At 64.9% G+C, this 23,713-nt stretch carries 26 protein-coding genes, 2 pseudogenes and 1 riboswitch; of the genes and pseudogenes, 16 read left to right on the top strand and 12 right to left on the bottom strand.

The genetic code is table 11. The features are described from left to right. Positions 1 to 46: 46 nt before the first annotated feature. The 13 genes and pseudogenes from AB0J47_RS30855 (at position 47) to AB0J47_RS30795 (ending at position 13,012) form a co-directional block, all read left to right on the top strand. The gene (locus AB0J47_RS30855) at positions 47 to 991 is read left to right on the top strand and encodes a DUF2520 domain-containing protein (protein ID WP_364353922.1); all 945 of its coding nucleotides are present in this window, start codon (positions 47 to 49) and stop codon (positions 989 to 991) included. A 48-nt stretch (positions 992 to 1,039) separates the two neighbouring features. After that, positions 1,040 to 2,098, top strand: a complete 1,059-nt coding sequence (panC, locus tag AB0J47_RS30850) for a pantoate--beta-alanine ligase (RefSeq protein WP_364353919.1) — start codon at positions 1,040 to 1,042, stop codon at positions 2,096 to 2,098. A 14-nt stretch (positions 2,099 to 2,112) separates the two neighbouring features. Beyond that, positions 2,113 to 2,601 carry an aspartate 1-decarboxylase gene (gene panD, locus AB0J47_RS30845; RefSeq protein ID WP_364353916.1) on the top strand — a complete coding sequence of 163 codons (489 nt, stop codon included), beginning with the start codon at positions 2,113 to 2,115 and terminating at the stop codon, positions 2,599 to 2,601. Positions 2,602 to 2,605: 4 nt separating this feature from the next. Further along, the gene (locus tag AB0J47_RS30840) at positions 2,606 to 3,400 is read left to right on the top strand and encodes a type III pantothenate kinase (protein WP_364353913.1); all 795 of its coding nucleotides are present in this window, start codon (positions 2,606 to 2,608) and stop codon (positions 3,398 to 3,400) included. A gap of 179 nt (positions 3,401 to 3,579) precedes the next feature. Next, a pseudogene (locus AB0J47_RS30835) lies at positions 3,580 to 4,020 on the top strand (cysteine dioxygenase); the annotation flags it as partial. A 174-nt stretch (positions 4,021 to 4,194) separates the two neighbouring features. Beyond that, positions 4,195 to 4,320 (top strand): annotated as a pseudogene (locus AB0J47_RS30830) (cysteine dioxygenase); the annotation flags it as partial. A gap of 8 nt (positions 4,321 to 4,328) precedes the next feature. Continuing rightward, a complete protein-coding gene (locus AB0J47_RS30825) occupies positions 4,329 to 4,751 on the top strand; it encodes a rhodanese-like domain-containing protein (protein WP_364354209.1) in 423 nt (140 codons plus the stop codon). 310 nt (positions 4,752 to 5,061) lie between these two features. Further along, complete coding sequence (lysS, locus tag AB0J47_RS30820) at positions 5,062 to 6,528, top strand: lysine--tRNA ligase (protein WP_364354206.1); 1,467 nt, start codon at positions 5,062 to 5,064, stop codon at positions 6,526 to 6,528. 115 nt (positions 6,529 to 6,643) lie between these two features. Further along, positions 6,644 to 7,003 (top strand): Lsr2 family protein, encoded by a 360-nt coding sequence (locus AB0J47_RS30815; protein ID WP_040686163.1) that lies wholly within the window; start codon positions 6,644 to 6,646, stop codon positions 7,001 to 7,003. A 250-nt stretch (positions 7,004 to 7,253) separates the two neighbouring features. Then, complete coding sequence (locus tag AB0J47_RS30810; RefSeq protein ID WP_364354203.1) at positions 7,254 to 7,814, top strand: FHA domain-containing protein; 561 nt, start codon at positions 7,254 to 7,256, stop codon at positions 7,812 to 7,814. A gap of 137 nt (positions 7,815 to 7,951) precedes the next feature. Then, on the top strand, positions 7,952 to 8,620 hold the full coding sequence (locus AB0J47_RS30805) for an anthrone oxygenase family protein (RefSeq protein ID WP_364353909.1): 669 nt from the start codon (positions 7,952 to 7,954) through the stop codon (positions 8,618 to 8,620). A 645-nt stretch (positions 8,621 to 9,265) separates the two neighbouring features. After that, positions 9,266 to 10,204 (top strand): alpha/beta fold hydrolase, encoded by a 939-nt coding sequence (locus AB0J47_RS30800; protein ID WP_364353906.1) that lies wholly within the window; start codon positions 9,266 to 9,268, stop codon positions 10,202 to 10,204. 249 nt (positions 10,205 to 10,453) lie between these two features. Then, positions 10,454 to 13,012, top strand: a complete 2,559-nt coding sequence (locus AB0J47_RS30795) for an ATP-dependent Clp protease ATP-binding subunit (RefSeq protein WP_364353903.1) — start codon at positions 10,454 to 10,456, stop codon at positions 13,010 to 13,012. Between the two features lie 56 nt (positions 13,013 to 13,068). Here the strand turns inward: AB0J47_RS30795 and AB0J47_RS30790 are convergent, their stop codons facing one another. From AB0J47_RS30790 to AB0J47_RS30765, 6 genes are all read right to left on the bottom strand, one after another. Beyond that, positions 13,069 to 13,866, bottom strand: a complete 798-nt coding sequence (locus tag AB0J47_RS30790; RefSeq protein ID WP_364353900.1) for an LLM class flavin-dependent oxidoreductase — start codon at positions 13,864 to 13,866, stop codon at positions 13,069 to 13,071. A 52-nt stretch (positions 13,867 to 13,918) separates the two neighbouring features. Further along, positions 13,919 to 14,203: an SHOCT domain-containing protein gene (locus AB0J47_RS30785; RefSeq protein ID WP_364353897.1), complete on the bottom strand. Its 285-nt coding sequence runs from the start codon at positions 14,201 to 14,203 to the stop codon at positions 13,919 to 13,921. Positions 14,204 to 14,447: 244 nt separating this feature from the next. Continuing rightward, positions 14,448 to 14,888 (bottom strand): OsmC family peroxiredoxin, encoded by a 441-nt coding sequence (locus tag AB0J47_RS30780; protein ID WP_040686169.1) that lies wholly within the window; start codon positions 14,886 to 14,888, stop codon positions 14,448 to 14,450. A 110-nt stretch (positions 14,889 to 14,998) separates the two neighbouring features. Next, entirely contained in the window at positions 14,999 to 15,451 is a 453-nt protein-coding gene (locus tag AB0J47_RS30775) for an SRPBCC domain-containing protein (RefSeq protein WP_364353894.1), read from the bottom strand. Between the two features lie 26 nt (positions 15,452 to 15,477). Further along, positions 15,478 to 15,798, bottom strand: coding sequence for a multidrug efflux SMR transporter (locus AB0J47_RS30770; RefSeq protein ID WP_364353891.1), 321 nt, complete (start codon positions 15,796 to 15,798; stop codon positions 15,478 to 15,480). Then, complete coding sequence (locus tag AB0J47_RS30765; protein ID WP_364353888.1) at positions 15,798 to 16,445, bottom strand: NAD(P)H-dependent oxidoreductase; 648 nt, start codon at positions 16,443 to 16,445, stop codon at positions 15,798 to 15,800. Before AB0J47_RS30765 ends, AB0J47_RS30770 begins: the two co-directional genes overlap by 1 nt. Positions 16,446 to 16,548: 103 nt before the next feature. Between AB0J47_RS30765 and AB0J47_RS30760 the strand changes: the two genes are divergently transcribed. After that, on the top strand, positions 16,549 to 17,160 hold the full coding sequence (locus AB0J47_RS30760) for a helix-turn-helix domain-containing protein (protein ID WP_364353885.1): 612 nt from the start codon (positions 16,549 to 16,551) through the stop codon (positions 17,158 to 17,160). Positions 17,161 to 17,198: 38 nt separating this feature from the next. Here AB0J47_RS30760 and AB0J47_RS30755 read toward each other — a convergent pair whose 3' ends face one another. Further along, positions 17,199 to 18,035 (bottom strand): ABC transporter permease, encoded by an 837-nt coding sequence (locus AB0J47_RS30755; RefSeq protein WP_364353882.1) that lies wholly within the window; start codon positions 18,033 to 18,035, stop codon positions 17,199 to 17,201. 14 nt (positions 18,036 to 18,049) lie between these two features. After that, on the bottom strand, positions 18,050 to 18,952 hold the full coding sequence (locus tag AB0J47_RS30750; RefSeq protein WP_364353879.1) for an ABC transporter ATP-binding protein: 903 nt from the start codon (positions 18,950 to 18,952) through the stop codon (positions 18,050 to 18,052). A gap of 351 nt (positions 18,953 to 19,303) precedes the next feature. On the opposite strand from AB0J47_RS30750, the gene AB0J47_RS30745 reads away from it, so the two are divergent. Both AB0J47_RS30745 and AB0J47_RS30740 read left to right on the top strand, forming a co-directional pair. Continuing rightward, entirely contained in the window at positions 19,304 to 20,608 is a 1,305-nt protein-coding gene (locus tag AB0J47_RS30745; protein ID WP_364353876.1) for a histidine kinase, read from the top strand. Further along, positions 20,605 to 21,300: a response regulator transcription factor gene (locus AB0J47_RS30740; RefSeq protein WP_364353873.1), complete on the top strand. Its 696-nt coding sequence runs from the start codon at positions 20,605 to 20,607 to the stop codon at positions 21,298 to 21,300. The genes AB0J47_RS30745 and AB0J47_RS30740 overlap by 4 nt, the downstream gene beginning before the upstream one ends. Positions 21,301 to 21,339: 39 nt before the next feature. Here AB0J47_RS30740 and AB0J47_RS30735 read toward each other — a convergent pair whose 3' ends face one another. The 4 genes from AB0J47_RS30735 to mhuD all read right to left on the bottom strand — a co-directional run bounded on the left by AB0J47_RS30735 (position 21,340) and on the right by mhuD (position 23,408). Beyond that, entirely contained in the window at positions 21,340 to 21,834 is a 495-nt protein-coding gene (locus tag AB0J47_RS30735; RefSeq protein WP_364353870.1) for a hypothetical protein, read from the bottom strand. 36 nt (positions 21,835 to 21,870) lie between these two features. Further along, the gene (locus AB0J47_RS30730; RefSeq protein ID WP_364353867.1) at positions 21,871 to 22,659 is read right to left on the bottom strand and encodes a CbtA family protein; all 789 of its coding nucleotides are present in this window, start codon (positions 22,657 to 22,659) and stop codon (positions 21,871 to 21,873) included. Next, positions 22,650 to 22,844, bottom strand: a complete 195-nt coding sequence (locus AB0J47_RS30725; RefSeq protein WP_040686176.1) for a CbtB-domain containing protein — start codon at positions 22,842 to 22,844, stop codon at positions 22,650 to 22,652. Before AB0J47_RS30725 ends, AB0J47_RS30730 begins: the two co-directional genes overlap by 10 nt. Before the next feature lie 30 nt (positions 22,845 to 22,874). Beyond that, a riboswitch (cobalamin riboswitch) is annotated at positions 22,875 to 23,028 on the bottom strand. Positions 23,029 to 23,093: 65 nt separating this feature from the next. Further along, positions 23,094 to 23,408: a mycobilin-forming heme oxygenase MhuD gene (gene mhuD / locus AB0J47_RS30720; RefSeq protein ID WP_040686177.1), complete on the bottom strand. Its 315-nt coding sequence runs from the start codon at positions 23,406 to 23,408 to the stop codon at positions 23,094 to 23,096. Positions 23,409 to 23,713: the final 305 nt, after the last annotated feature.

Raw genomic sequence — 23,713 nt, 5'->3', positions numbered from 1 at the left:
CTGGTACCCGGCTGTCCGGGACTGGAACGACATCGAGAGGACAACGTTGACCTCGAGAAGCGTCAACCCTGACAACGCTGCTTCGGGTGACCCCGCGCCTGCACGCTTGACGGTGGGAATCGTCTCGGCGGGACGCGTCGGTTCCGCACTCGGCGCGGCGCTCGAGCGCGCCGGACACGTGGTGTTCGGCGTGGCTGCCATTTCCGATGCCTCGGTGCATCGGGCCCGCACGCGACTACCCGAATCCGAAATCCTGCCGGTCGAGGAGGTGGCCGCACGCAGCGAATTGCTGCTGCTCGCGGTACCCGATGCCGAACTACCCGGGCTGGTGCGCGGGCTCGTATCCGCGGATGTGGTCCGCGCCGGCACCATCGTCGCGCATACCTCTGGCGCCAATGGTGTGGGCGTGCTTGCTCCACTGGCCGAGCGTGGCGTATTGCCGCTGGCCATCCATCCGGCCATGACCTTCACCGGACACGACGAGGACGTCGCCCGGCTCGGCAATGCCTGCTTCGGCATTACCGCCGCCGACGAAATCGGCTTCGCCATCGCGCAATCGCTGGTGATCGAGATGGGCGGCGAGCCGGTTCGGGTGCAGGAAGAGAATCGCCAGCTCTATCACGCCGCACTCGCACACGGCAGTAATCACCTGGTCACGGTGGTGCTGGACGCGGTCGACGCATTACGCGCCGCACTCGCTGGCCCCGGCCTGCTCGGCCAGCAGATCGTCGACGATCAACCGAACGGTCTGGCTGAACGTCTGCTCGCCCCATTGGCCTCGGCCGCCCTCGACAACGCCCTGCGCCGCGGTCAGTCCGCGCTGACCGGTCCGGTGGCGCGTGGTGATGCGGATGCCGTTGCCGCACATCTGAGCGCCATGGCCGCCGTCGATACCCGCTTGGCCGCGGGCTATCGCGCCATGTCGCTGCGCACGGCCGAGCGCGCCAAGACCAATCCGGCTCTGATCGAGCTGCTGGAGGGAGGCCGATGATGGATCCGAAGTTTTCCCGGCGCGATCGACGGGCCCGGAGGAGGCGGCGTGCGTAACCACGGAGGGCCCGGAGAGCGCCATATCGAGCAGAGCGCGTATCGGCGCGGCGAGCTGACGGTGCACCACGATCCCGAGGTGATCGCCGCGGTCTCCAAGGCCCTGCGCGGCGTCGGACGTACCGTCGGCCTGGTACCAACCATGGGCGCACTGCACGAGGGGCATCTCGAGATCGTGCGCCGGGCCAAGCGGACCAATCAGGTGGTCATCGTCTCGATTTTCGTGAATCCGCTGCAGTTCGGCGCAAACGAGGATCTGGACAAATACCCGCGAACCCTCGACGCAGACGTCGAATTGCTGCGCAAGGAGGGCGTGGAGCTGGTATTCGCGCCGAGCGCCTCGGATATGTATCCGGACGGCCCGCGCACCACCGTGCATCCCGGTCCGATCGGCGCCGAGCTCGAAGGTGCCAGCCGCCCGACGCATTTCGCGGGCATGCTGACCGTGGTCGCCAAGCTGCTGAATATCGCGCGCCCGACCGAGGCATTCTTCGGAGAGAAGGACTATCAGCAGCTCACCCTGATCCGCCAGATGGTGCGCGATCTGAATATGGACGTCAAGATCGTCCCGTTGCCGACGGTTCGCGAACACGACGGCCTCGCACTGTCTTCCCGCAATCGGTATCTCGATGCGGCACAACGGGAATCGGCACTGGCCCTGTCGGCGGCGCTGGCCGCGGGTCGGCATGCCGGCGCGCTCGGTGCGGATGCCGTGCTGGCCGCGGCCCGCGCAGTGCTCGACGCGGCTCCCGGTGTCGATGTCGACTATCTCGAATTGCGCTCGTCCGCACTCGGCCCCGCCCCCGCGAACGGCAATGCGCGCCTGCTCGTCGCCGCCAAGGTCGGCTCGACCCGCTTGATCGACAACACCGCCGTCGCACTCGGCGCGCCCGTCGATGGTGGCGGTGTTGTGTCGAGCGACGTTGTGTCGAGCGACGTTGTGTCGAGCGACGTTGTTTCGAGCGACCTGCAAGCAGTCGCTGGCGGCCCCACACTCCCCGATTCGCGCACCGCCGCGACCGACTCCCAGCCTGCCCAGGCCAATATTTAGGAAGGGCGACAGCGATGTTGCGCACCATGATGAAGTCGAAGATCCACCGCGCCACGGTGACCCATGCCGATCTGCACTATGTCGGTTCGGTGACCGTCGACCAGGATCTGCTCGACGCCGCCGATCTGCTCGAGGGTGAGCAGGTCTGCATTGTCGATATCGATAACGGCGCCCGCTTGGAGACTTATGTGATCGCCGGTGAGCGCGGTTCGGGTGTCATCGGAATCAATGGCGCCGCCGCCCATCTCGTGCATCCCGGTGATCTGGTCATCCTGATCGCCTACGGCATGATGGACGAGGCGGAGCTGAAGGAATACGCCCCGAAGGTCGTATTCGTCGACGAGCACAATCGTGCGACCGATCTCGGTTCCGATCCGGCGCATGCCCCGGAGGGTTCCGGTCTGGTCACCCCGCGCTCGCTGACCGCTGTGCCCGATGCGGCGTTCCCGGGGCCCTCCGTGGTTACGCGGGCTGCCGCCGCCGTGTCCGTCGCTCACGCCTGAGCCGATGCTGCTGACCATCGATGTCCGGAATACGAGCATTGAGCTCGGATTGTTCTCGGGCAGTGGTAATCACGCGAAGTTGGTGCGGCACTGGCGGATACATACCAATCCGCTGCTGACCGCGGACGAATTCGCCATGCAGGTGCGCGGATTGGTCGGTGAGCAGGTGGAGGAGATCGTCGGGGTTTCGGCGTTGTCCACCGTGCCGCCGGTACTGCGCGAGATCAGATCGATGCTCACTCGCTATTGGGATCACGTGCCGCATGTGGTGGTGGAACCCGGTGTGCGAACCGGTATTCCGCTACTTGTGGACAATCCCAAGGAAATCGGCGCGGACCGCATCGTGAACACCCTTGCCGCCCATCATCGTTTCGGTACGGCCGCGATTGTCGTGGATTTCGGTACGGCCACCACCGTCGATCTGGTATCGGCCAAGGGCGAGTTTCTCGGTGGTGTGCTCGCGCCGGGTGTGGAGATCTCCGGCGAGGCGCTCATCGAGCGCGCCGCATTGCGCCGGGTCGAGTTGGCGCGGCCGCGTTCGGTGGTCGGCAAGAACACCGTCGAGGCCATCCAATCCGGTGCGATATTCGGCTTCGCCGGTTTGGTGGACGGCCTGATCGATCGGATTCGCGATGAATTCGACGCATTCGCCGGTGACGATGTCGCGGTGGTCGCGACCGGCCACACCGCGCCGTTGATCGTGCCGGAATCGGAGACCATCGACCACCACGAGCCGCATCTCACATTGACCGGGTTGCGCCTGGTCTACGAGCGCAATCAGCGCCGTAAGGGCGCTTGATATGCCTGCCCGGGGTGCTCGCGCATGACCGGCCACTTTGCCGCCGGTTTCGGCACTGCTACACTCGCTCCCGTGTATTCCCGCGTGAGCACCCAGGAGTGTTGTCGAGGCTGACCTGCCTCGACCGTTCGAGGCTGACCAAGTCCCTCGACCGTTGACATACTCCTGGAGATTCGCTGATGCGTTCTTCCGTTCTTTCGCTCAATTCCGCACGTAATGCCCTTTCGGCTACCCCGCCGCTGGATCGTGCCGTCTCTTCTGCATTACCCACCCGCCTGCGTCCCGCCGATCTGCTGCGGCTGACCGACGAGGGCGCCGAAGACGTACTCGCGGGACGTTACGACCATCTGTTGCCCGCCAATGGAATTTGGCCGACCGATGAGCGCTGGGCCACCCGGCTGCTTTCCGACGACGAGGTCGATGTCTGGCTGATCAGCTGGACGCCCGGCAAATCCACCGAATTGCACGATCACGCCGGCTCGCTCGGCGCATTGACCGTGCTCAGCGGCGCGCTTTCGGAATTCCGCTGGAACGGAACGGAACTGCGCCGACGCACCCTGACCGCGGGGGATCAGGCCTCGTTCCCGATCGGCTGGGTGCACGATGTGATGCGCGCACCGGCCGCTGGCGACTGCTTGCAGGTCGCTCGAAACGGCGCCGCTAGCGACTGCTTGCAGGTCGCTCGAAACGGCGCCGCTAGCGACTGCTTGCAGGTCGCTCGAAACGGCGCCGCTAGCGACTGCTTGCAGGTCGCTCGAAACGGCACTGCCGTGGAATCCGTCGGGCCGCTCGATCCGACGCTCAGCGTGCACGCCTATTCACCGCCGCTCACCGCGATGTCCTATTACGAGGTGACCGGCCACGGCACCCTGCGGCGCTCCCGAACAGTCCTCACCGACCAGCCCGAAGGTGATATGTGATGACCCGTTTGACCATCGATCAGATGCTCCAGAACGCGCGGGCCCGCCTGAATCGGATCTATGCCTTCGAAACGCCGCAGGCGCTGGATCGGGGCGCGATTCTGGTCGATATCCGGCCGCAGGCGCAGCGCGCACGTGAGGGCGCACTGCCGGGCGCACTGGTGATCGAACGCAATGTCCTGGAATGGCGGCTGGATCCGTCGAGTTCGGCCCGGCTGGCGCTGGCCACCGATCACGATGTGGAATGGATCATCGTCTGCTCGGAGGGCTATACCTCCAGTCTCGCCGCGGCCGCGCTGCAGGAACTCGGTCTGCATCGGGCCACCGATGTGATCGGTGGCTATCAGGCATTGAAGGCGGCCGGCCTGCTCGGTGTCGGGGTCCGCGCGCCGCACTTCGCCCGCGAGGTCGAGGCACTGGCGACACTGTAAATTTCTGGCCGAACCACTTCCATCTCGAAACATACGGGTGCGCAATGGCTTTCGTAGGATTGCCGGAGCGCGCCCGCTATTCGTGGTGTCGGAGAAGGCCGCGAAACAGGACATGAAGGACAGTTCCGGGCGCGGCTGATTCGTTAGCGGTCGGTCGTGCCCGGGCGGGCCGCAAATCGATTTCCGGTGCCCGCTAGTGTTGTTGAACGTGAGCAACCCGAACACGCCTTCATCCGGTCGCTCCGCGGGTTCGGTTCCTGCGGGGCAAGCCAACCGTCCCGCGCCCGCCGCGGACGACGTTCCGGAGCAGATGCGGATTCGGCGCGAGAAGCGCGAGCGGTTGATCGCCGATGGCGGTGAGGCCTATCCGGTGGTGGTGCCGCGCACACATACTCTCGGCGAAATTCGGGGCGCCTATCCGGAGCTCGAGCCCGACACCCAGACCGGTCTGCGGGTCGGTGTCGTCGGGCGCGTCATTTTCCTGCGCAATACCGGCAAGCTGTGTTTCGCGACGCTGCAGGAGGGCGACGGCACCAAACTGCAGGCGATGATCAGCCTCAACGGTGTCGGAGCCGACGCGCTGGCGGCCTGGAAGGCCGATGTAGACCTCGGAGACTTCGTTTTCGTGCGCGGTGAGGTGATCTCCTCACGGACCGGTGAATTGAGCGTCATGGCCGATTCCTGGGCCATGTCGGCCAAGGCCCTGCGGCCGCTGCCGGTGGCGCACAAGGAGATGAACGAGGAGTCGCGGGTACGGCAGCGCTATGTCGATCTGATCGTGCGTCCCGAGGCCAGGGAAATGGCCAGGACCAGGGTCGCGGTGGTGCGCGCGCTGCGCAATGCGCTCGAACGCCGGGGCTTCCTCGAGGTGGAGACGCCGATGCTGCAGACGCTGCACGGTGGTGCGGCGGCGCGGCCGTTCGTCACCCATTCCAATGCCCTCGATATTGATCTCTACCTGCGAATTGCGCCCGAGCTGTTCCTCAAGCGATGTGTGGTCGGTGGGCTGGAACAGGTCTTCGAGATCAACCGGAACTTCCGTAACGAGGGGTCGGACTCCACGCATTCCCCGGAGTTCGCAATGTTGGAAACCTATGAGGCATACGGCACCTATGATGACTCCGCGCGGATGATTCGGGAATTGGTGCAGGAAGTTGCCGAGGAGGTCTTCGGCACGCAGGTGGTAACCCTTGCCGATGGCACCGAATACGATCTCCGCGGCGAGTGGACCACGGTCGAGATGTACCCGTCGCTGTCCGATGCACTTGGTGTTTCGGTGACTCCGGAAACTTCGATCGAGGAATTGCGTGCACTCGCCGATCGGGTCGGACTGGAAATTCCCGAGGACAAGGGCTACGGCCACGGCAAACTTGTCGAAGAACTCTGGGAACACCAGTACGGTGACAAGCTCTACGCCCCGACTTTCGTGCGTGACTTCCCGGTGGAGACATCACCGCTGACCCGACAGCATCGCAGCAATCCCGGAGTTACCGAGAAGTGGGACCTCTATGTGCGCGGCTTCGAGTTGGCAACTGGCTATTCGGAGTTGGTCGATCCGGTGATCCAACGCGAGCGGTTCGTGGATCAAGCGCGGCTTGCCGCACAAGGTGATGACGAGGCGATGGCACTCGACGAGGACTTCCTCGCGGCGATGGAGCACGGCATGCCTCCGACAACGGGTACCGGTATGGGAATCGATCGGTTGTTGATGGCACTCACGGGATTGGGAATCCGGGAAACGATACTGTTCCCAATTGTGCGTCCAGTCGCTCGCTGACGATCGGATTGCATAGCTCGGCCCTCGTCTTGGAATTTTTCGAATTCGGGGTATTCTTGCCTCGGGTAATCGGCCTAGTATGCGGGTCGCACGATTTCGAGAGGACGTTCATCTCATGGCAAAGAAGGTCACCGTTAGCCTGATCGACGATGTCGATGGTGAGTCCATCGCGGACGAGACCATTGAGTTTGCGATCGACGGTGTGTCGTACGAGATCGACCTGTCGTCGGCAAATGCGGCGAAGCTGCGCGACGGCCTGGAAGAGTGGGTTTCGAGTGCTCGGCGAGTGAGTGGCCGGCGGCGGGTCAAGGCGGCGGTTGCTGCTCCCGGAGCCGCAAAGAGCCGGGTCTCGATCGATCGTGAACAAAGCGCGGCAATTCGCGAGTGGGCGCGCCGGAATGGACACAAGGTGTCCGCGCGGGGTCGTATCTCGGCCGACATCACCGATGCGTACAACAAGGCCGCGAAGGGCTGAGTTCTTATTTTATTGGGCTGCCGCCCGGGCGAATCGTGCGACGCCCGGGCGGCGGTCGTTTGTGATAGGCCTTCGATATGAGGAAGGTCTGCAGTCGACTCGATCTTGCTCGCGGTACCAGGACGCGGCACCATGGAACTGTGCGAAGAGCGTCACTGGCGGTATGGAGAGATGAGGTATCGGCGCAGTGACTGGTTTCGTCGGATCGCTGTTGCGATTCACTGATGACTCGGGTCGGCAGCAGGAGTTCATGCTCACCCCGGACCAGCAGCGCGTCACCATCGGGCGTTCCCCGCAGGCCGATCTGGCGCTGCGCTGGGACGCGGAGGTCTCGCGGCTGCATGCGGCGGTCGAATATCTGGGTGCGCACTGGACGATCGTCGATGACGGCCTGTCCCGCAACGGCACCTTCGTCAACGGAGAACGACTGGTCGGGCGGCGGCGGCTGATGGCGGGCGATCGGATCCGGGTCGGCACCTCGCTGGTGTCGTTTCACGATTTCGGTGGTGTGGTCGATGACGCGACGCGGACCTCGACCGGCACTATTCCCACGCTGCGCTCGCTGACCGATACCCAGCGCGCGGTGCTGGTCGCGCTGTGCCGCCCATATAAGAACGGTGCTGGTTTCGCGTCGCCGGCTTCGAATCAACAGATCGCCGAGGAATTGTTCCTGAGCGTCGATGCGATCAAGACTCATCTGCGGGCACTGTTCGCCAAGTTCGGTGTGGAAAATCTGCCGCAGAATCAGAAAAGAGTCCGACTGGCCGGTTTGGCCATGCAGAGTGGGTTGATCTCCGACCGCGACTTGTGACGCCGTAGCGGCGTGGACTCTCGCTTAGGTGGCCGAGCGCTTGAACCATGGATGGTCGCGACGGCTACCGGTGTACTTGAAACATCGCCGGACCGAGTAAATCGGACCAGGTCCGGGTTTCGAGGCAGGAGAAATTCATGTTCGCGCTACGACTCGCCGCGCTGGTGGCGGCCACGCTCGCAACCGGCTTGATCGCGGGCGTTTTCTACGCTTATGCGATATCGGTGATGCCCGCGCTGAACCGCACCGATGATCGCGCGATGATCGATGTGATGCAGAAGATCAATGTGGTCATCATCAACCCGTGGTTCATGCTCGGATTCCTCGGCACCGTCGGTTTCACCTTCCTCGCGGCGGCGCTGCACCTGGGCAAGGAACACCGCACCATCTTGATCTGGCTCGGTGTGGCCTTGGCACTGAATGTGATCGCCTTCGCGGTCACCTCCGGATTGAATGTTCCTCTGAACGATCAACTGGCCGCCGCGGGCGATCCGGGCCAGATCGGTGATCTGGCAAAGGTGCGTGCCGATTTCGAATCCGCTTGGGTCCGTTGGAATATCCTCCGTGCGATTCTGCACACATTGGCATTTTTGGTGCTGACCGGGGCGCTCTTCGTGGCGGGCATCCAGCACGGCCGCGCGCATGCCGCGGGTTCGGTTGGCGCACAGCAGGTTTCACCCGTTCAGTCGGTGCCGGGCAGCGGCCCGCAGACCGCCGGTCAGTACTACCGGGCGCCGATCATGGCCCAGCAGCATGGATTCGGGCAGTTCGGTGCGCAGCGGACTGGTGTGCATCCCCTCGCATAGGAATCGACCGCAGTAACTGCTAGTTCTATGCCGCCGTCGGCGGGTCGATCAGCAATCGGCTCGTCGACGGCGGTTTCGGTATGCGAACTGCGAATCCGCCAGGTCGGACTACATTCTCGCGAACGATTACGCGGCAGGCACATCCAATTCCGCACTGCGGGCCACGCGCCGGAGGGGCGATGCCGCAGCGCCGGCGGGAACCGCCTGACGGGCCGTCTGCGGGCCGAAAACGGTGCTTTTGAGTTCGGCCCCTTACCGGACGCTGGCGGGCCTGCCGTGCGGTAACCAGGACGGCAATCGGGCACTGCTGCGCGGCTGGCGGGCAGCACGCCGGCTCACCGGCCGGCGCGGTTCGGTCGCGGCAATTGCGCGAGCGCGGGACCAGCATGCCGCGAGCCACCGTCAAGTCGGCTCGCCCGCCAATACGGCAACGTGTTCCAGTAAGGCCTCCTCGCCGCGAGGGCCGTACGCCTCCGGAATCGACGCCGGTAACTCGCACCCTGCGAGCGGTCGAAACACTGTCGGGCGCATAGCTGGTGAGTATCGGGAGGGGAACTGGATTCGCGGCTGACTTGCGCGAACTGCCCTCCGGGTGAGGATAAGTTGCGCTACGTTCTGGAACACGTTCCAGATTTGGAGGTCTTCATGCGGAGTGTTTCCGGTTCCGCGCTCGTCGTTGCCGTGCTGGCTGTGCTGTGGATTGGCGCGGGTGGCATTGCGCAGGCGGAGTATCCGGTCGACTACAACTTCTTTGCCGGAATTCCGAACGAGCTGGTGAATCATGGTGGCTCGCTGCCGGGTTCGAATGATTGGGGGTGCCGGCCCAGCGCGGAGCATCCCAATCCCGTTGTGCTCGCGCACGGTACGGGTGGTGGGGCACAGACGAATTGGGGACTCTACGCACCGCTGCTCGCGAACGAAGGTTACTGCGTCTTCTCGCTGACCTATGGCGCATACGATCTGCCGTGGCCGATCTCCGCGGTGGGCGGGATGCTGCCGATCGAGCAGAGCGCGGTGCAGTTCGGTGCGTTCGTGGATCGGGTCCTCGCGGCAACCGGGGCGAGCAAGGTGGATGTGGTCGGGCATTCGCAGGGCACGGTAATGCCGAACTATTACGCCAAGCGGCTCGGCGGGGCGGACAAGATCGATAAATATGTATCGATCGCACCGGCCTGGCGCGGTACCAATGCGGGCGGCGGTGCGGATGTGGCCGCGTTCGCCGACCGGCTCGGCGCCGGGGCCTACTTCCACGCGGCGGCGGGTTCGCTGTGCGAAGCCTGCACCGAGCTGTTGCGCGACTCGGCCTTCCTGCGGGATCTCAACAGCGACGGCGTCTACGTTCCCGGCATCACCTACACCAACATCATGGGCAGCCTCGACGAGATCGTCGTCCCCTACGACTCGGGCTTCGTGCCCGGGCCGAATGCCACGAATATCGTCGTCCAGGACGGCTGCGCGTCCGACTACTCCGAACATCTGGCCATCGCGGGCAGTCCCCGCACCGCCCGCTTCGTGCTCAACGCCCTCGATCCGGGGCATGCGCGCGAGGTGCCGTGCGAGTTCGTCCCGCCGTTCACCGGCTGACACCACGACTGGGAAGCGACGACCGGCGATTTCGCTGAGGGCAAAACCCGAGCGGAAACGTATCCCGCAACAAGCACGTTATGAGTGAATGACCGTGCTGTCGCTGGTCCCCAATAGGGTGGACTGGAGGCGGCGTAATCCCCGGCCAACTAGAGTGGAGTCCGGGGCCGCAACCCCCGGGCTTCATGGCAGGCTGACGCCACAGAAGCGTCGGACGCCAGAATGTCGGAGCAGGAGAGTGAGGGAGCGATGTTCGAGAGGTTCACCGACCGCGCGAGGCGCGTCGTTGTCCTGGCCCAAGAAGAGGCCCGGATGCTTAACCACAACTACATCGGCACCGAGCACATCCTGCTTGGGTTGATCCACGAGGGCGAGGGCGTAGCGGCGAAGTCGCTGGAATCCCTTGGTATTTCGCTGGAGGGTGTGCGTAGCCAGGTGGAGGAGATCATCGGCCAGGGCCAGCAGGCCCCGTCCGGTCATATCCCGTTCACCCCGCGTGCCAAGAAGGTGCTGGAGCTGAGTCTGCGCGAGGCGCTGCAGCTCGGCCACAACTACATCGGCACCGAGCACATTCTGCTCGGCCTGATCCGTGAAGGTGAGGGTGTCGCGGCGCAGGTGCTGGTGAAGCTGGGTGCCGATCTCAACCGGGTGCGCCAGCAGGTCATCCAGTTGCTGTCCGGATATCAGGGCAAAGAGCCGGTCGAATCCGGTTCACGCGGCGAGGCCGGGACACCGTCCACCTCGCTGGTGCTGGACCAGTTCGGTCGGAATCTGACCCAGGCCGCCCTCGAAGGCAAGCTCGACCCGGTCATCGGCCGCTCGAAGGAAATCGAGCGCGTCATGCAGGTGCTGAGCCGCCGCACCAAGAACAACCCGGTCCTCATCGGCGAGCCCGGTGTCGGTAAGACCGCCGTGGTCGAGGGTCTGGCGCAGGCCATCGTCAACGGTGAGGTCCCCGAGACGCTGAAGGATAAGCAGCTCTACACCCTCGACCTGGGTTCCCTGGTCGCGGGCAGCCGCTACCGCGGTGACTTCGAAGAGCGCCTGAAGAAGGTGCTCAAGGAGATCAACACCCGCGGCGACATCATCCTGTTCATCGACGAGCTGCACACGCTCGTCGGCGCGGGTGCCGCCGAGGGCGCGATCGACGCCGCTTCCATCCTGAAGCCGAAGCTGGCCCGCGGTGAGCTGCAGACCATCGGTGCGACCACTCTCGACGAGTACCGCAAGTACATCGAGAAGGATGCCGCCCTGGAGCGCCGGTTCCAGCCGGTGCAGGTCGGCGAGCCGACGGTCGAGCACACCATCAATATCCTCAAGGGTCTGCGTGACCGCTACGAGGCGCATCACCGGGTCTCCATCACCGATGGCGCGCTGGTTGCCGCCGCGACGCTGGCCGACCGCTACATCAACGACCGGTTCCTGCCGGACAAGGCGATCGACCTGATCGACGAGGCCGGTGCTCGCATGCGTATCCGTCGCATGACCGCCCCGCCGGACCTGCGCGAATTCGACGACAAGATCGCCGATGCGCGCCGGGAGAAGGAAAGCGCCATCGACGCGCAGGACTTCGAGAAGGCGGCGCGGCTGCGCGATAAGGAAAAGCAGCTGGTCGCCAAGCGCGCCGAGCGTGAGAAGCAATGGCGCTCCGGTGATCTGGACGTCGTGGCCGAGGTCGACGACGAGCAGATTGCAGAGGTGCTCGCCAACTGGACCGGTATTCCGGTGTTCAAGCTCACTGAGGAGGAGACGACCCGTCTGCTCCGCATGGAGGACGAGCTGCACAAGCGGATCATCGGCCAAGAGGATGCGGTCCGGGCCGTCTCCAAGGCGATCCGCCGTACACGCGCCGGTCTGAAGGATCCCAAGCGGCCCTCGGGCTCGTTCATCTTCGCCGGTCCGTCCGGTGTCGGTAAGACCGAGCTGTCCAAGGCGCTGGCGAACTTCCTGTTCGGCGATGACGACGCGCTCATCCAGATCGATATGGGCGAGTTCCACGACCGCTTCACCGCATCGCGGCTCTTCGGTGCCCCGCCCGGGTACGTGGGCTACGAAGAGGGTGGCCAGCTCACCGAAAAGGTGCGCCGCAAGCCGTTCTCGGTCGTTTTGTTCGACGAGATCGAAAAGGCACATCAGGAGATCTACAACACCCTGTTGCAGGTCCTCGAGGACGGTCGTCTCACCGACGGCCAGGGTCGTACGGTCGACTTCAAGAACACCGTGCTGATCTTCACCTCGAACCTGGGTACCTCGGACATCTCCAAGGCGGTCGGCCTGGGCTTCACCCAGTCCAACGCCGAGGGTTCGAACTACGAGCGGATGAAGCTCAAGGTCAACGACGAGCTGAAGAAGCACTTCCGGCCCGAGTTCCTCAACCGCATCGACGACGTGATCGTCTTCCACCAGCTCACCACGGATCAGATCGTGGAGATGGTGGATCTGATGATCGGCCGCGTCGCTACGCAGCTGAGGAACAAGGACATGGAGATCGAGCTGTCCCCGCAGGGCAAGGCACTGCTTGCCAAGCGCGGCTTCGATCCGGTGCTCGGCGCTCGGCCGCTGCGCCGGACCATCCAGCGCGAGATCGAGGACCAGTTGTCGGAGAAGATCCTCTTCGGCGAGATCGGTGCGGGTCAGACCATCGTGGTCGACGTCGAAGGCTGGGACGGGGAGGGCTCCGGCGAGAATGCCAAGTTCACCTTCACCGGCAAGGCGAAGCTGACCAAGGCGGCAGCGACCGAGGAGAAGCCAGAAGTCGTGCTCACGGGTGCGGGCGAAGGCACCGCGGCCGAAGCAGCTGGCGAGTAAGTCGCAACGGCTAGAAGATGCCGCCCACCGGATTCCGGTGGGCGGCATTTTTCGTATCAGCTCGTGAACCGGGCCAGCGCCGGGGCGAAGGCTTCGGCCAGTTCGCCGGGGACGATCAGTTCATCGATGCCGTACTTCTCCCTGCGGTATTCGAGCACCTCGGTGATGGTGGCCGGATCGCCGTCGAGCACACCCGCCGAGCCGGCTGCGCGCAGGCCGTGCGCGGTGAGTCCGAGCCGCTTGCTCAACCAGAACGGCAGTTCGTCACCGATGCCGACCATTTGATGGGTGAAGCGCACATCGCGATCGGTATTGTCGCGCACGATCCGGACCATCTCGGCGAGATCGGATTCGGTGGCGTCCGGTCCGGCGGCCAGCAGCACGCGATCAGCGAAATCCGCTGCGACAGTGAGCATTCGAGGACCATTCGCGGCGACGATGATCGGCGGCGCCGGGTCGACCTGTTCGCGAACCGCATGCACGGTGGCGATGAGTTGCTCGCGACGTTCGGCGGCCGAACCCCAAGGCATACCGAGCCGTTCGGCCTCGGCGCTCGCATCGGGTCGCCCCGACCCGATGCCGAGTTCGAATCGTCCGTCCGAAAGCAGTTGCAGTGCGGCGGTTTCCCGCACGGTGACCGCCGGATTGCGCAGGGGCGCGGCCAGGACGTTCGGACGCAGCCGGACGGTGGTGGTCACTGCGGCGGCGGCCGCGAGTGTCGGGAATGGGGATGGGGTGTTCAGGGTGTCCGGAAGCAGGATCGTCCGGTAGCCCTGTTGCTCGGCGCGCTGGGCCGCGCGGGCCCATTCGGCGCCGGAACGCGGTGTGATGACGATGCCGAAGGTCATGCTCATGGTTGTGGTCTCCCGTGAATCGGGTCGGATGGTCGTTGGGGCGGAATGCGGCTCAAGTGGTGGGAGTTTCACCGCCGCGCGGCTTTCCTCCGCGTTCGCGCAGCACCGCAAGTCGACTCCGATATTGCTGCTCGGTGATCTCGCCGCGCGCGAATGCGGTACGCAGCACGCCGATTCCGCTCTGGTGACCCCAGAACCGCCGCCGCGCGACGAAGAAGACGATGATGGCGGCCCAGAACAGCAGTGGGAAGATCCAGAAGAACGGCCAGGGATGCCATCCGCCGTCATAGTGATCGGCCCAAAAGGTGATGGCCTCGGGTTGAGTAAGAATGTTCATGCCGCAACCCTGCTCCTGATACCCCCACCCGTACATCGGCCTGTCGACGGCATTCGCCATACGCCTACGTGCGTACAAGCCAGGACTACAGGGTGTCGAAACGGTTGGTGAGCATGCGCCCCTTGTCGCAGGCTCACACACTCATGTGGGGTGTGCGGTTGCGATACCGGATGCGCTGGGGCGGTATGCATGCGCTCGCATAACCACTGGGCTCCTCGCACCTGCGGTGCGAGGAGCCGGGAAGTCAGGCGAGGGCGGCGTCGAGGGTGATGTTGTCCACCCCGGCGAGGGCCTTGCTGACCGGACAGCCCGCCTTGGCGGCGGCCGCGGCAGCTGCGAAGCCGTCGGCGTCCAGACCGGAGACCCGGCCGCGGACGGTGAGCTTGATGGCGCTGATGCGGAAGCCGCCGTCCGGATCCGGGCCGAGGGTCACATCGGCGGTGACGTCCAGGCTCTCGGGCGTGCCGCCGGCATTGCCGATCTGGGCCGAGAGGGCCATGGCGAAGCAGGAGGAGTGCGCGGCCGCGATCAGTTCCTCGGGGCTGGTGGTGCCGTCGGCATCGTCGGCGGCGCGCTTGGGGAAGGAGACGTCGTACTTGCCGACACCGGAACTGGCCAGCTCGACCTGTCCGGAGCCGTCCTGGAGGCCTCCGGTCCAAGCGGTGCGCGCGGTACGTGTGGGCATCACGATCCTTTCGAAGATGTGTGAATCACAATTCGCAGTCGAACCTACCCCCGCCGCCCCAGCGGCGCGTGCGAAGGCCAGCCCGAATCGAGCGCCTCGGTGGACAGTGGTCAGGCGGGCTCGTCGGTGTGCTGATCGAGTTGCTCGAGTACCAGCGGCCAGGCCTGTGAGTGCCGGTCGCGGGCAGCTTCATCGGCAAATCCCGCGTGCGCCAAGCGAAGTCGAGTGCCGGAGTCGATCGGCATGAGCTCGACCGTCACCATGGTTTCCGCGCCCTCGGTGCCACCGGCCCCGGTCACCCAGGTCAGCTCGACGATCTGGTCCGGAATCAGACGAATGAACCGTCCGTAGTGCGGGCTGCGCATGCCCTGGTGGTCGGTCTCGAAGAAGAACGGCGCGTTCACGACTGGGCGCATGAGGACCGAGCCGGGGGCCGCGAACCAGTGGTCGAACCGCTCGGTCCAGGCCAGGTACAGCGCCGGTGGCAGCGCGGCCATCGTGCGCTCGACCTCGAGCCTGAAGGGGCGCGACGATAGATCGGGTACCCGCACTGGTTCGAACATGCTTCGGACTGTACCGCCGGACCTGCTCACTCCGGATTGGTGACGCGCGCCAGCACGATGCCGCCGAGGATCAGCGTCAGCGCCAGCAGCCGTCCGGCGCTCATCGGATCTTTGTTGATCACCACACCTAGGCTGATCGCCCCGACTGCGCCGATTCCGGTGAATACCGCGTACGCCGTGCCGACCGGCAGCGTCTGCATGGCCCGCGAGAGCAGGTACACCGCGACCGCACCGAGCACGAAGCAGATGAGGGTCGGGACCGGGCGGGTGAAGTTCTGCGTCGGTTTGATGCTCTGTGACCAGATGATCTCCACCAGTCCGGCGATGCCGAGAATTATCCAGTTCATCAGTGCCCCTTGGCCAGCTCGCGCGCGGATTCCATTGCGGCCGAATAGGACTCGTCATGCTTGCGGCGCAGATGTGCTAATGCCGGGTCCTGCCTCGAGTTGGCGAGTTCCGCATTGACGAAAACGGTGTCGGTGACGGCGAAATGGCCCGCGAAGAAATCGCGCAGGTAGCGCTCTTGGTGGTCGAAGGCGGCCTTCGGGGCGCCGGGTGCGTAGGAGCCCCCACGCGCCGAGACGACGACAAAACGCTTGTCGCCCAATGACATCCGCGGGAAGGTGACCTGATCGAGCCAAGCCTTGAGTGCGGCCGGGATCGAGTAGTTGTACATCGGGGTGCCGATGAGAATCACGTCGGCGGCCAGCAACTCGGTCAGCAGTGGCTCCACGATCGCCCACGCGGCGGTCTGTTCCGGCGTGCGGATCAGTTCGGTGAGGCGATGCAGGTCGGTGCCGGGTTGGGCGAGGACGGCATCGCATAGTTCGGTCCATGCCTCGTCGATGAACGGCACGGGCTCGGCAGCCAAATCGCGATAGATGTAGCTGCCGTCCGGATTCTCGGCGCGCCATGCCTTGGCGAATGCCGCGCTCAGTTCCCGGCTGATGGAACAACGTCGGGCGCTGGCATCGAGATGCAACAACGTGCTCATGATTTCTCCCGTAGATATAACTGGACACTTTGTCCGGTTGATACGGTAACGGACAACCGGACACAATGTCCAGTTACATGGAATGTCGAGTACAGTCGGGATCATGAACAGCGATATGGACCTGCTCAGCGGGCATCCGGCGGCGCCGACCGAGCGCGCGGACGCGGCCCGCAACCGGGCCAAGGTGCTCGCCGCGGCCGCCGAACTGTTCGCAACGCGGGATCCGCGCACCGTCACGATGGACGACATCGCCAAGGCGGCGGGGGTCGGGCGCGGCACGCTGTATCGCCGCTATCCGGATACGAATTCGATCGCCGTCGCACTGCTCGACGAACACGAACGCACACTGCAGGAGCAGTTGTTGCGCGGTGCGCCGCCGCTCGGTCCCGGCGCGCCACCCGCCGAACGACTCGCTGCGTTCTATGCCGCCATGGTCGAATTATTGGACCAGCACGCGGATTTGGTGCTCGGTGCCGAGACCGGCGGCGCACGATTCGCGACAGGCGCCTACGGCTTCTGGTTCGCGCACGTCCGGTCGCTCTTGGTTGCAGCCGGTGTCGGTCAACCGGACGCCATGGTCGATTCGCTGCTCGCGCCGTTGGCTGCCGAGGTCTATCAGCAGCAGCGGACACGGGGCCTCACCTCCGCGCAGATCGCGGCGGCGCTGGCCGAATTGGCCCGTTCCGCACTGTCGGAGAATGCGCCGAACCGTTGACGAACTGCTGTCCACCAACGGTTTTCGGCTACTGAAAATCAGGCCATATCGCGCCGCCGCACCAGCCACATCGTGCCCGCCGCGAACAGTGCCACGTACGCCAGCAGCGCGACGAGCGACTGAGCCCGCGGCAGGATATCGAGCACACCCGGCGTCGAAGGCCCGTCGACGGTCCGCATCGCACCGGCCATCGAGCCCGCCGCCGTACCCGGCAGATGATCGGTGAGCACCTTGATCGGACTGAAGATCGCCGCCACGCCGCGCAGCAGATTCTCCACCACCAGCACCCAAACCAGTCCGAGCCCGACAGCCAGGGCCGGACCGCGCGCGATCGCGCCGATCAGCGCACCGGCCAGCGTCCACATGCCGAGAATCGCTGTGCCGGTGATGATTCCGTTCGCCGCCTGCCCCAGGCCGGGCAGTGCGAGCGACTGCGATTGGGTCATCGCGATTGTCGACGCGACCCCGACATCCGCCACGAATGCGACGCACACCAGCCCGATTACCGTGACCGCCAGGCTGACCAGCGCACCGCCGATGGCGTTGTTTCGCGACGGACCCTGGGTGAGCACGGTTTTCCAAGTGCCCCAGCCGTAACCGCTACCGATGGTCAATGCGCCGAGAATGAGCATCAGCGCGCCACCGAACATTGCCATGCCCTGGGTGAAGACCTCCGGCACCGCGGCGGGCAACATCTGGTGCAGCAGCACGTCTTTGGGCACACCGTTCGACATCGTCTTCATATCGCCGGAGGAGTAGGCGAGGTAGTTGAAGAGGTAGGAAAAGGTGAGATTCAGCAGGATCCAGGTGCCGAGAATGATCCAGAATGCGGGCCACTTGCGCAGTCGCAGCATTTCCGCTTGCGTGCTTGCCAACAGGTCTTTCCCAATCATTTCACCGGCTCCAATCGGGTCATTTCGAAGAACACTTCTTCCAGGGACTTTTCGTCGGTCCGCAGTTCCAGCAGGTCCGCGCCCGATTCGACGACCGCACGCGCGACCACCGGGGCGTTGGCAGCACCCGCCTCGATTCGAATTCCACCCGCGGTCAACATGGCCGAGCGCTCGCCGACCACGCGGCGTACCGCGGGAAATGCCACCTCCAGCGGTTCGGCGCGCAGTAAAAGCGAAGAGGCGCCGCGTAATTCGGCGACGGTGGATTCGGTGAGCAGTTGTCCGCCGGAGATCACCCCGACGCGATCGCAGATCTCCTGGACCTCGCTGAGCATGTGGCTGGACAACAGCACCGTGTGACCGTCCCCGGCGAGAGTTGTAATGAGCTCCCGCATTTCGGCCATGCCCTGCGGGTCGAGGCCATTGGTCGGCTCGTCCAGAATCAGCAGATCGGGACGGCCGAGCAGGGCCGCGCCGACGCCGAGGCGCTGCTTCATGCCGAGGGAGTAGGTGCGGAATTTATCGTCGGCGCGATTGGCGAGGCCGACGCGGTCGAGTGCATCCGCCACATCGGCGCGGTCGAGGCCGCGGTATTTCGCGAGCACCCGCAGGTTGTCGCGGCCGGTGAGATAGGGATAGAAGCCGGGTCCCTCGATGAGGACGCCGATGCGGCGGACCACGGCCGGATCGCCGGGGGTATGTCCGAGAACGGTGGCGGTGCCCTCGGTGGGGCGGATCAAACCGACCAGCATTCGCAGCGTGGTCGTCTTACCCGCACCGTTCGGGCCGAGGAAGCCGTAGATTTCGCCGGGCGCGACATTCATATGCACGCGGTCGACGGCTGCGTGGGTGCCGTAGCGTTTGGTCAGCCCTGCGGTGACCACGATGGAATCTGTCATGCACCGAGAATCCGCCACCGACCAGGGGTGACACATCCGTCGAGCGGCGATGCTCGGCGTACGTACGGCGGCATACGAACAGACGGTGAAAGCGGCCGCGAGGATTGATGTCGCCCAGCATATGCTCCGGTCACCGCAGCGGCGCCGACGATGAGCACCAGCGCGGCGTATGCGCCGCCAATGTCGCGGAGCGAGGGGGTTCGGGAATGCCCAAATCCTGGGCGTCACCTCGACTGACGGCCCGTGAGGTGACCATGTGGGCAGCCGCGATCGGAAATATATTCGGGGAGGAGGACGAGCATACGTAGCGCGGCGGACGTCGTGACGCGTCCGGGCTAATAGGCTGCACATGTGACAGCGCTAGGGGAATCGAAACGTGGCCCGGCCGTCCAGGACTGGGTACTCGCGCTCGTCGTCGCGGTGATCCAGGTCGCCGGGGGCCGCAATGCCAACCTGCGCCAGACCGGAGTGCACTCGCTCGACTGGCTCGGCTATGTGCTGTTGCTCATCGGACCGGTGGCGCTATTGCTACGCCGTTCCTACCCGCTGCCCGCGCTGCTCGTTACGGTCACGACCTGTGCGGTGTATCTGCTGTGCGGCTACGGCTACGGCCCGATTTTCATCTCGCTGGTGATCGCATTCATCAGCGCCGCGATCGTCGGATCACGCTGGTGGACATATCCGCTCGCACCGATCGGCTATCTCGTGCTGCTCTGGCCGCTGCCCGCGCTGATCGGGCATCCGGCCGACCCGTGGCTGGCATTCGGCATGATCGCCTGGCTGGGGATACTGGTCGCGATCGCGGAGGGGATCCGCCAACGCAAGGCAGTGCTGGTCGCGCGCAGACAGCGGGCCGAGGCGGCGCGTCGTGATGAGGAGGCGCAGCGAGAACGGCGGGCCAGCGAGGAGCGGCTCGCGATCGCCCGTGAGCTGCACGATGTACTGGCGCACAGTCTTTCGCTGATCAATGTGCAGTCGTCGGTGGCGCTGGAGCTCTTCGACAAGAAGCCGGAGCAGGCCGAATCGGCGCTCGCGGCGATCAAGACGGCGAGTAAGGATGCGTTGGCCGAGGTGCATACGTTGCTGCACGCGATCCGCAGCGGCGGCCCGACGCTCGGTGCGGCCGAAGTGCGCGACTCGGACCTCGCGCCTGGCCCCGAATCCACGCCTGCGCAATTCCAACGGGTCCAAGACAATTCGGTTGCCCACGGCCTCGAGACCCGCCCGCCCGCCCCACGTAGTCCCGCCCCGAGCATCGAGGACCTGGACGCATTGCTGCAGCGCACCCGTGCGGCCGGTCTCACGGTCGACACCCGCATTATCGGCACCGCACACAAGCTGCCCAGCGTCGTCGATGTGGCGGCGGCGCGCATCATCCAGGAATCGCTGACCAATGTGGTCCGCCACGCGCCCGGCGCGCCGGCCGCGGTGACCATCCGGTATGCCGCCGATTCGGTCGAGATCACCATCGACAATGCTCGCGCCACCGGCACACAATCGAAGTCCGGAGCCAGCGGCGGCAATGGCATTCTCGGCATGCGCGAGCGCGCACACGCCCTCGGCGGACAGCTCATCGCCGGCCCTCGGCCGAGTGGCGGATACCGCGTGGTGGCTCGGCTACCGTCCCAGATGGGGGCTCAGGAGGAGGCGCGATGAACGCGGGATCCCGCGGCAATTCGACAGGTGGGCCTGTTCGGGTGCTTGTTGCCGACGATCAGGCACTTGTGCGCGGCGGTTTCGTCGCACTGCTCGAGGCACAGGACGACATCCAGGTGGTGGGTGAGGCCGATAACGGTGAACAAGCCGTCCGCATGACCCGCAGTCTGACCCCCGACGTGGTCCTGATGGATATCAGAATGCCCGTTCTGGATGGACTTGCCGCCACCCGAATGATCGCTGCGGATCCGAAACTCGCCGATGTGCGGGTGGTCGTCCTGACCACCTTCGAACTCGACGAATACGTCTTCGAGGCCATGCGCGCGGGGGCAACGGGATTCCTGGTCAAACACACCGAGCCCGCTGATCTCGTCCGTGCTATCCGAGTTGTCGCCGCGGGTGATGCCCTGCTCTCGCCCGGTGTCACGCGCCGCCTCATCGCCGAATTCTCCGCCCATGCCAAACAGCCCCCACCCGCCGCCTTCACCGAACTGACCGACCGCGAGCGCGAGGTGATGACCCTGGTGGCGGAGGGTCTCACCAATGCCGAAATCGGCGAGCGCCTGTTTATGAGCCCCGCCACCGCCCGCACCCACGTCAGCCGCATCCTCATGAAGCTGGACGCGCGAGACCGCACCCAACTCGTAGTCATGGCCTACGAATCCGGCCTGGTCCGCCCCGGCTGGCAATAATGCTGTCGCACATACCGAATAGCCTGTGCGCGATAGCCACTACCTATGCGACACCAATTGCCTCGCTTCCCCTCGGAAGTAGCGGCGGGCACTCGGGTGGTACATGGCGGGGATGGCGATCAGGACGGCGAGGATATGCCCGGTGCGGAAGGTTCCGGTGATCACCGCGGATGCGGTGAGGTTGTCGAACAGGTCGCCGATTTGCTTGGCGGACAACGTGGCTGCCAGTGGTTCGATGATCAACGAGGCCAGGCCGATCACACCGATGCCCAAGGTGAGTACCGTCTTGGCCCAGCGGGCACCGCGCGCCATCTGGACGGCAACGCCGAGAACCACCAGATAGATGCCGCCGCGAATAGCTAGACCTGTTGCGAGCGAGCCGATATCGGCGTTCGGGCGGTCCAATTGCACAGCGATGTATGTGATGGCCTCGCCGACGCCGCACAGCAGCGCTACTACGAGTCCGATGAATGCCACGGAAATCGAGCGCGGTGGGTCGGTTCGTGGCTGTGCGGAAAAGGCAGTGCCGGTCATACAACCGACACTGCCTTTCGCGTTCCGAACTCCGGATCAGCCTGCGGTAGCAGCCGTTTCTCGTACCGGAGTGCTATCGCGCGTGGCGAATTCGGTGAGTGCCGCGAATCCGAGACCGAGGCAGGCCCACAGCGTGGCCGTCTCGCCGAGCGATGTCGCACGGAACTGCCACAGCAGAACGGCCGGGAAGTCGTCGTTCACCTCGTTGACGCCGGGCAACAGGATGTACCCGAGCACGACGATGAGCACGAACGCCGCGACCCCGGCGATCAGCCGGATCGTACCGAGTTGCGCGGCAAGCAGTTTGTAGACGTACAGCCCGATGCCGACCGCAGCCAGTCCGAGTAGCACCGCCGCCAACCACAGCAGGGTGCGCTGGTTGATTGTGTCCGGTTCACCCACGGCGGGCGGATTGGCCGGGTACTTGAAGAACGGCACCGCTACGATCGCGGTCCAACCTGCCAATGCCAATCCGAGCGCGAGCTTCGGTCCGGACAAGGTGGTGTATCGGCGCGCGAAAGACGCGACCGAAGCGAAGATCGCCCCGAACGCGAGCCCGGCAAGTCCGAGGGCAAGGAACTGCCCGAACTTCTGTCCGGAACGGCTGACCAGCGGTTCTTCCTCGTCGCCGTGTGTATGCCCGGCTGGTTCCTGGGCGTGCTCGGCGGCCTGTTCTTTAGCGGAATTGGCTTCTTCGATAGAAATGGCGGTGTCGATCTTGGGTTCGCCGACGAAGTAGCCCACTGTCGCAGCCAGCAGGCCGGCGATGAGGCCGACCAGCAGGCCACGGAGCAGCAGGGTCTTGAGCGATCCGATCAATGGCACGGCACACCGAGCAGGTGGCGTCCGTCGTGCATGAGCTCATGCAGATACATCCCGCTGCGCGAGATGACGCCCTGATCGAAGCCGACCAGGTACAGCGTGAGCAATGCGAGAAGAACGACGCCTACTGCGATGAGCAGCGTGCCGAGTGAATCAGTTGCCCGACTCGGTGAATGCGCGATAGCCATTCGAGTCCTCCTAGGGATGCGCGTCCCGTGAGTTGTTCGGTGCGAAGGTGCCGGTGTCTGGCTTTCCGGCACCAAGGACTCGGTGCAAGAACACAGTGGCGCGACCGCTTCGGAATTTCACCGAATTACCGCGTCACCCTCGCGTTTGTCATTTCGAACTGTGACATCCCCTCGCACTCGCCGTCAACACGGCGGGCAACTTGCCCAGGCCGGGATGGGCGAGTCGCGCGCCGCGTCTGTCCAGCGGTTTCAGGAAGCGGACTTGGCCGCGACGTCCAGTACGACCTCGAACTCCAGCAGCGAGGCACCCGTCGAAACCGGCTTCTGCCGCTCGCCGGCGTGCGCCTCGCGCGCGGGCCCGTCCCGCCACGCCGCGAACGACTCCTCCGAATCCCACTGGGTGACAACGAAGTACCGGTTCTCCCCGGCCACCGGCCGCAGCAATTGGAAGCCGAGGAAGCCCGGCGAGCCCTCGACCGCATGTGCGCGATGGGCGAATCGCTTCTCCAACTCGGGGCCCGCGCCCTCCGGAACCTCGATCGCATTGATCTTCACAACAGCCATGGCTCCGACGATACGTCCGTGCCAACCGGGCACCCCGCAGCGCATACGGGGCAGACCATCGAAGGCGAGTCGATTGCGAGACTCTGCAATGACGGCTCTTACGAGCGAGGAGCTCGCGGCCCGTCTCGCGTCCGAGCCGTCGAACCGCATGCGACGAAGTCACGGGACTCGCCTTCCCGCATGCGTGCACCGGGTGCCGAACGGCCCCGCCATCACCAACCACCACGGAGCGAGTCTTACGAGCGACCCGTTCGCGGCCCGTCTCGCGTCCGAGCCGTCGAAGCGCATGCGACGAAGTCGCGAGT

It is taken from the genome of Nocardia sp. NPDC049737 (assembly GCF_040674755.1).
Classification (GTDB): domain Bacteria; phylum Actinomycetota; class Actinomycetes; order Mycobacteriales; family Mycobacteriaceae; genus Nocardia.
This window is presented reverse-complemented; position numbering and strand designations above follow the sequence as displayed.

Excerpts from the sequence above, each read along its gene's own strand:
- panD (WP_364353916.1), top strand. The coding sequence starts at position 2,113 with ATGTTGCGCACCATGATGAAGTCGAAGATCCACCGCGCCACGGTGACC.
- AB0J47_RS30840 (WP_364353913.1), top strand. The coding sequence starts at position 2,606 with ATGCTGCTGACCATCGATGTCCGGAATACGAGCATTGAGCTCGGATTG.
- lysS (WP_364354206.1), top strand. The coding sequence starts at position 5,062 with ATGCGGATTCGGCGCGAGAAGCGCGAGCGGTTGATCGCCGATGGCGGT.
- AB0J47_RS30815 (WP_040686163.1), top strand. The coding sequence starts at position 6,644 with ATGGCAAAGAAGGTCACCGTTAGCCTGATCGACGATGTCGATGGTGAG.
- AB0J47_RS30810 (WP_364354203.1), top strand. The coding sequence starts at position 7,254 with ATGCTCACCCCGGACCAGCAGCGCGTCACCATCGGGCGTTCCCCGCAG.
- AB0J47_RS30805 (WP_364353909.1), top strand. The coding sequence starts at position 7,952 with ATGTTCGCGCTACGACTCGCCGCGCTGGTGGCGGCCACGCTCGCAACC.
- AB0J47_RS30800 (WP_364353906.1), top strand. The coding sequence starts at position 9,266 with ATGCGGAGTGTTTCCGGTTCCGCGCTCGTCGTTGCCGTGCTGGCTGTG.
- AB0J47_RS30795 (WP_364353903.1), top strand. The coding sequence starts at position 10,454 with ATGTTCGAGAGGTTCACCGACCGCGCGAGGCGCGTCGTTGTCCTGGCC.
- AB0J47_RS30790 (WP_364353900.1), bottom strand. The coding sequence starts at position 13,866 with ATGAGCATGACCTTCGGCATCGTCATCACACCGCGTTCCGGCGCCGAA.
- AB0J47_RS30785 (WP_364353897.1), bottom strand. The coding sequence starts at position 14,203 with ATGAACATTCTTACTCAACCCGAGGCCATCACCTTTTGGGCCGATCAC.
- AB0J47_RS30780 (WP_040686169.1), bottom strand. The coding sequence starts at position 14,888 with ATGCCCACACGTACCGCGCGCACCGCTTGGACCGGAGGCCTCCAGGAC.
- AB0J47_RS30775 (WP_364353894.1), bottom strand. The coding sequence starts at position 15,451 with ATGTTCGAACCAGTGCGGGTACCCGATCTATCGTCGCGCCCCTTCAGG.
- AB0J47_RS30770 (WP_364353891.1), bottom strand. The coding sequence starts at position 15,798 with ATGAACTGGATAATTCTCGGCATCGCCGGACTGGTGGAGATCATCTGG.
- AB0J47_RS30765 (WP_364353888.1), bottom strand. The coding sequence starts at position 16,445 with ATGAGCACGTTGTTGCATCTCGATGCCAGCGCCCGACGTTGTTCCATC.
- AB0J47_RS30760 (WP_364353885.1), top strand. The coding sequence starts at position 16,549 with ATGAACAGCGATATGGACCTGCTCAGCGGGCATCCGGCGGCGCCGACC.
- AB0J47_RS30750 (WP_364353879.1), bottom strand. The coding sequence starts at position 18,952 with ATGACAGATTCCATCGTGGTCACCGCAGGGCTGACCAAACGCTACGGC.
- AB0J47_RS30740 (WP_364353873.1), top strand. The coding sequence starts at position 20,605 with ATGAACGCGGGATCCCGCGGCAATTCGACAGGTGGGCCTGTTCGGGTG.
- AB0J47_RS30735 (WP_364353870.1), bottom strand. The coding sequence starts at position 21,834 with ATGACCGGCACTGCCTTTTCCGCACAGCCACGAACCGACCCACCGCGC.
- AB0J47_RS30725 (WP_040686176.1), bottom strand. The coding sequence starts at position 22,844 with ATGGCTATCGCGCATTCACCGAGTCGGGCAACTGATTCACTCGGCACG.
- mhuD (WP_040686177.1), bottom strand. The coding sequence starts at position 23,408 with ATGGCTGTTGTGAAGATCAATGCGATCGAGGTTCCGGAGGGCGCGGGC.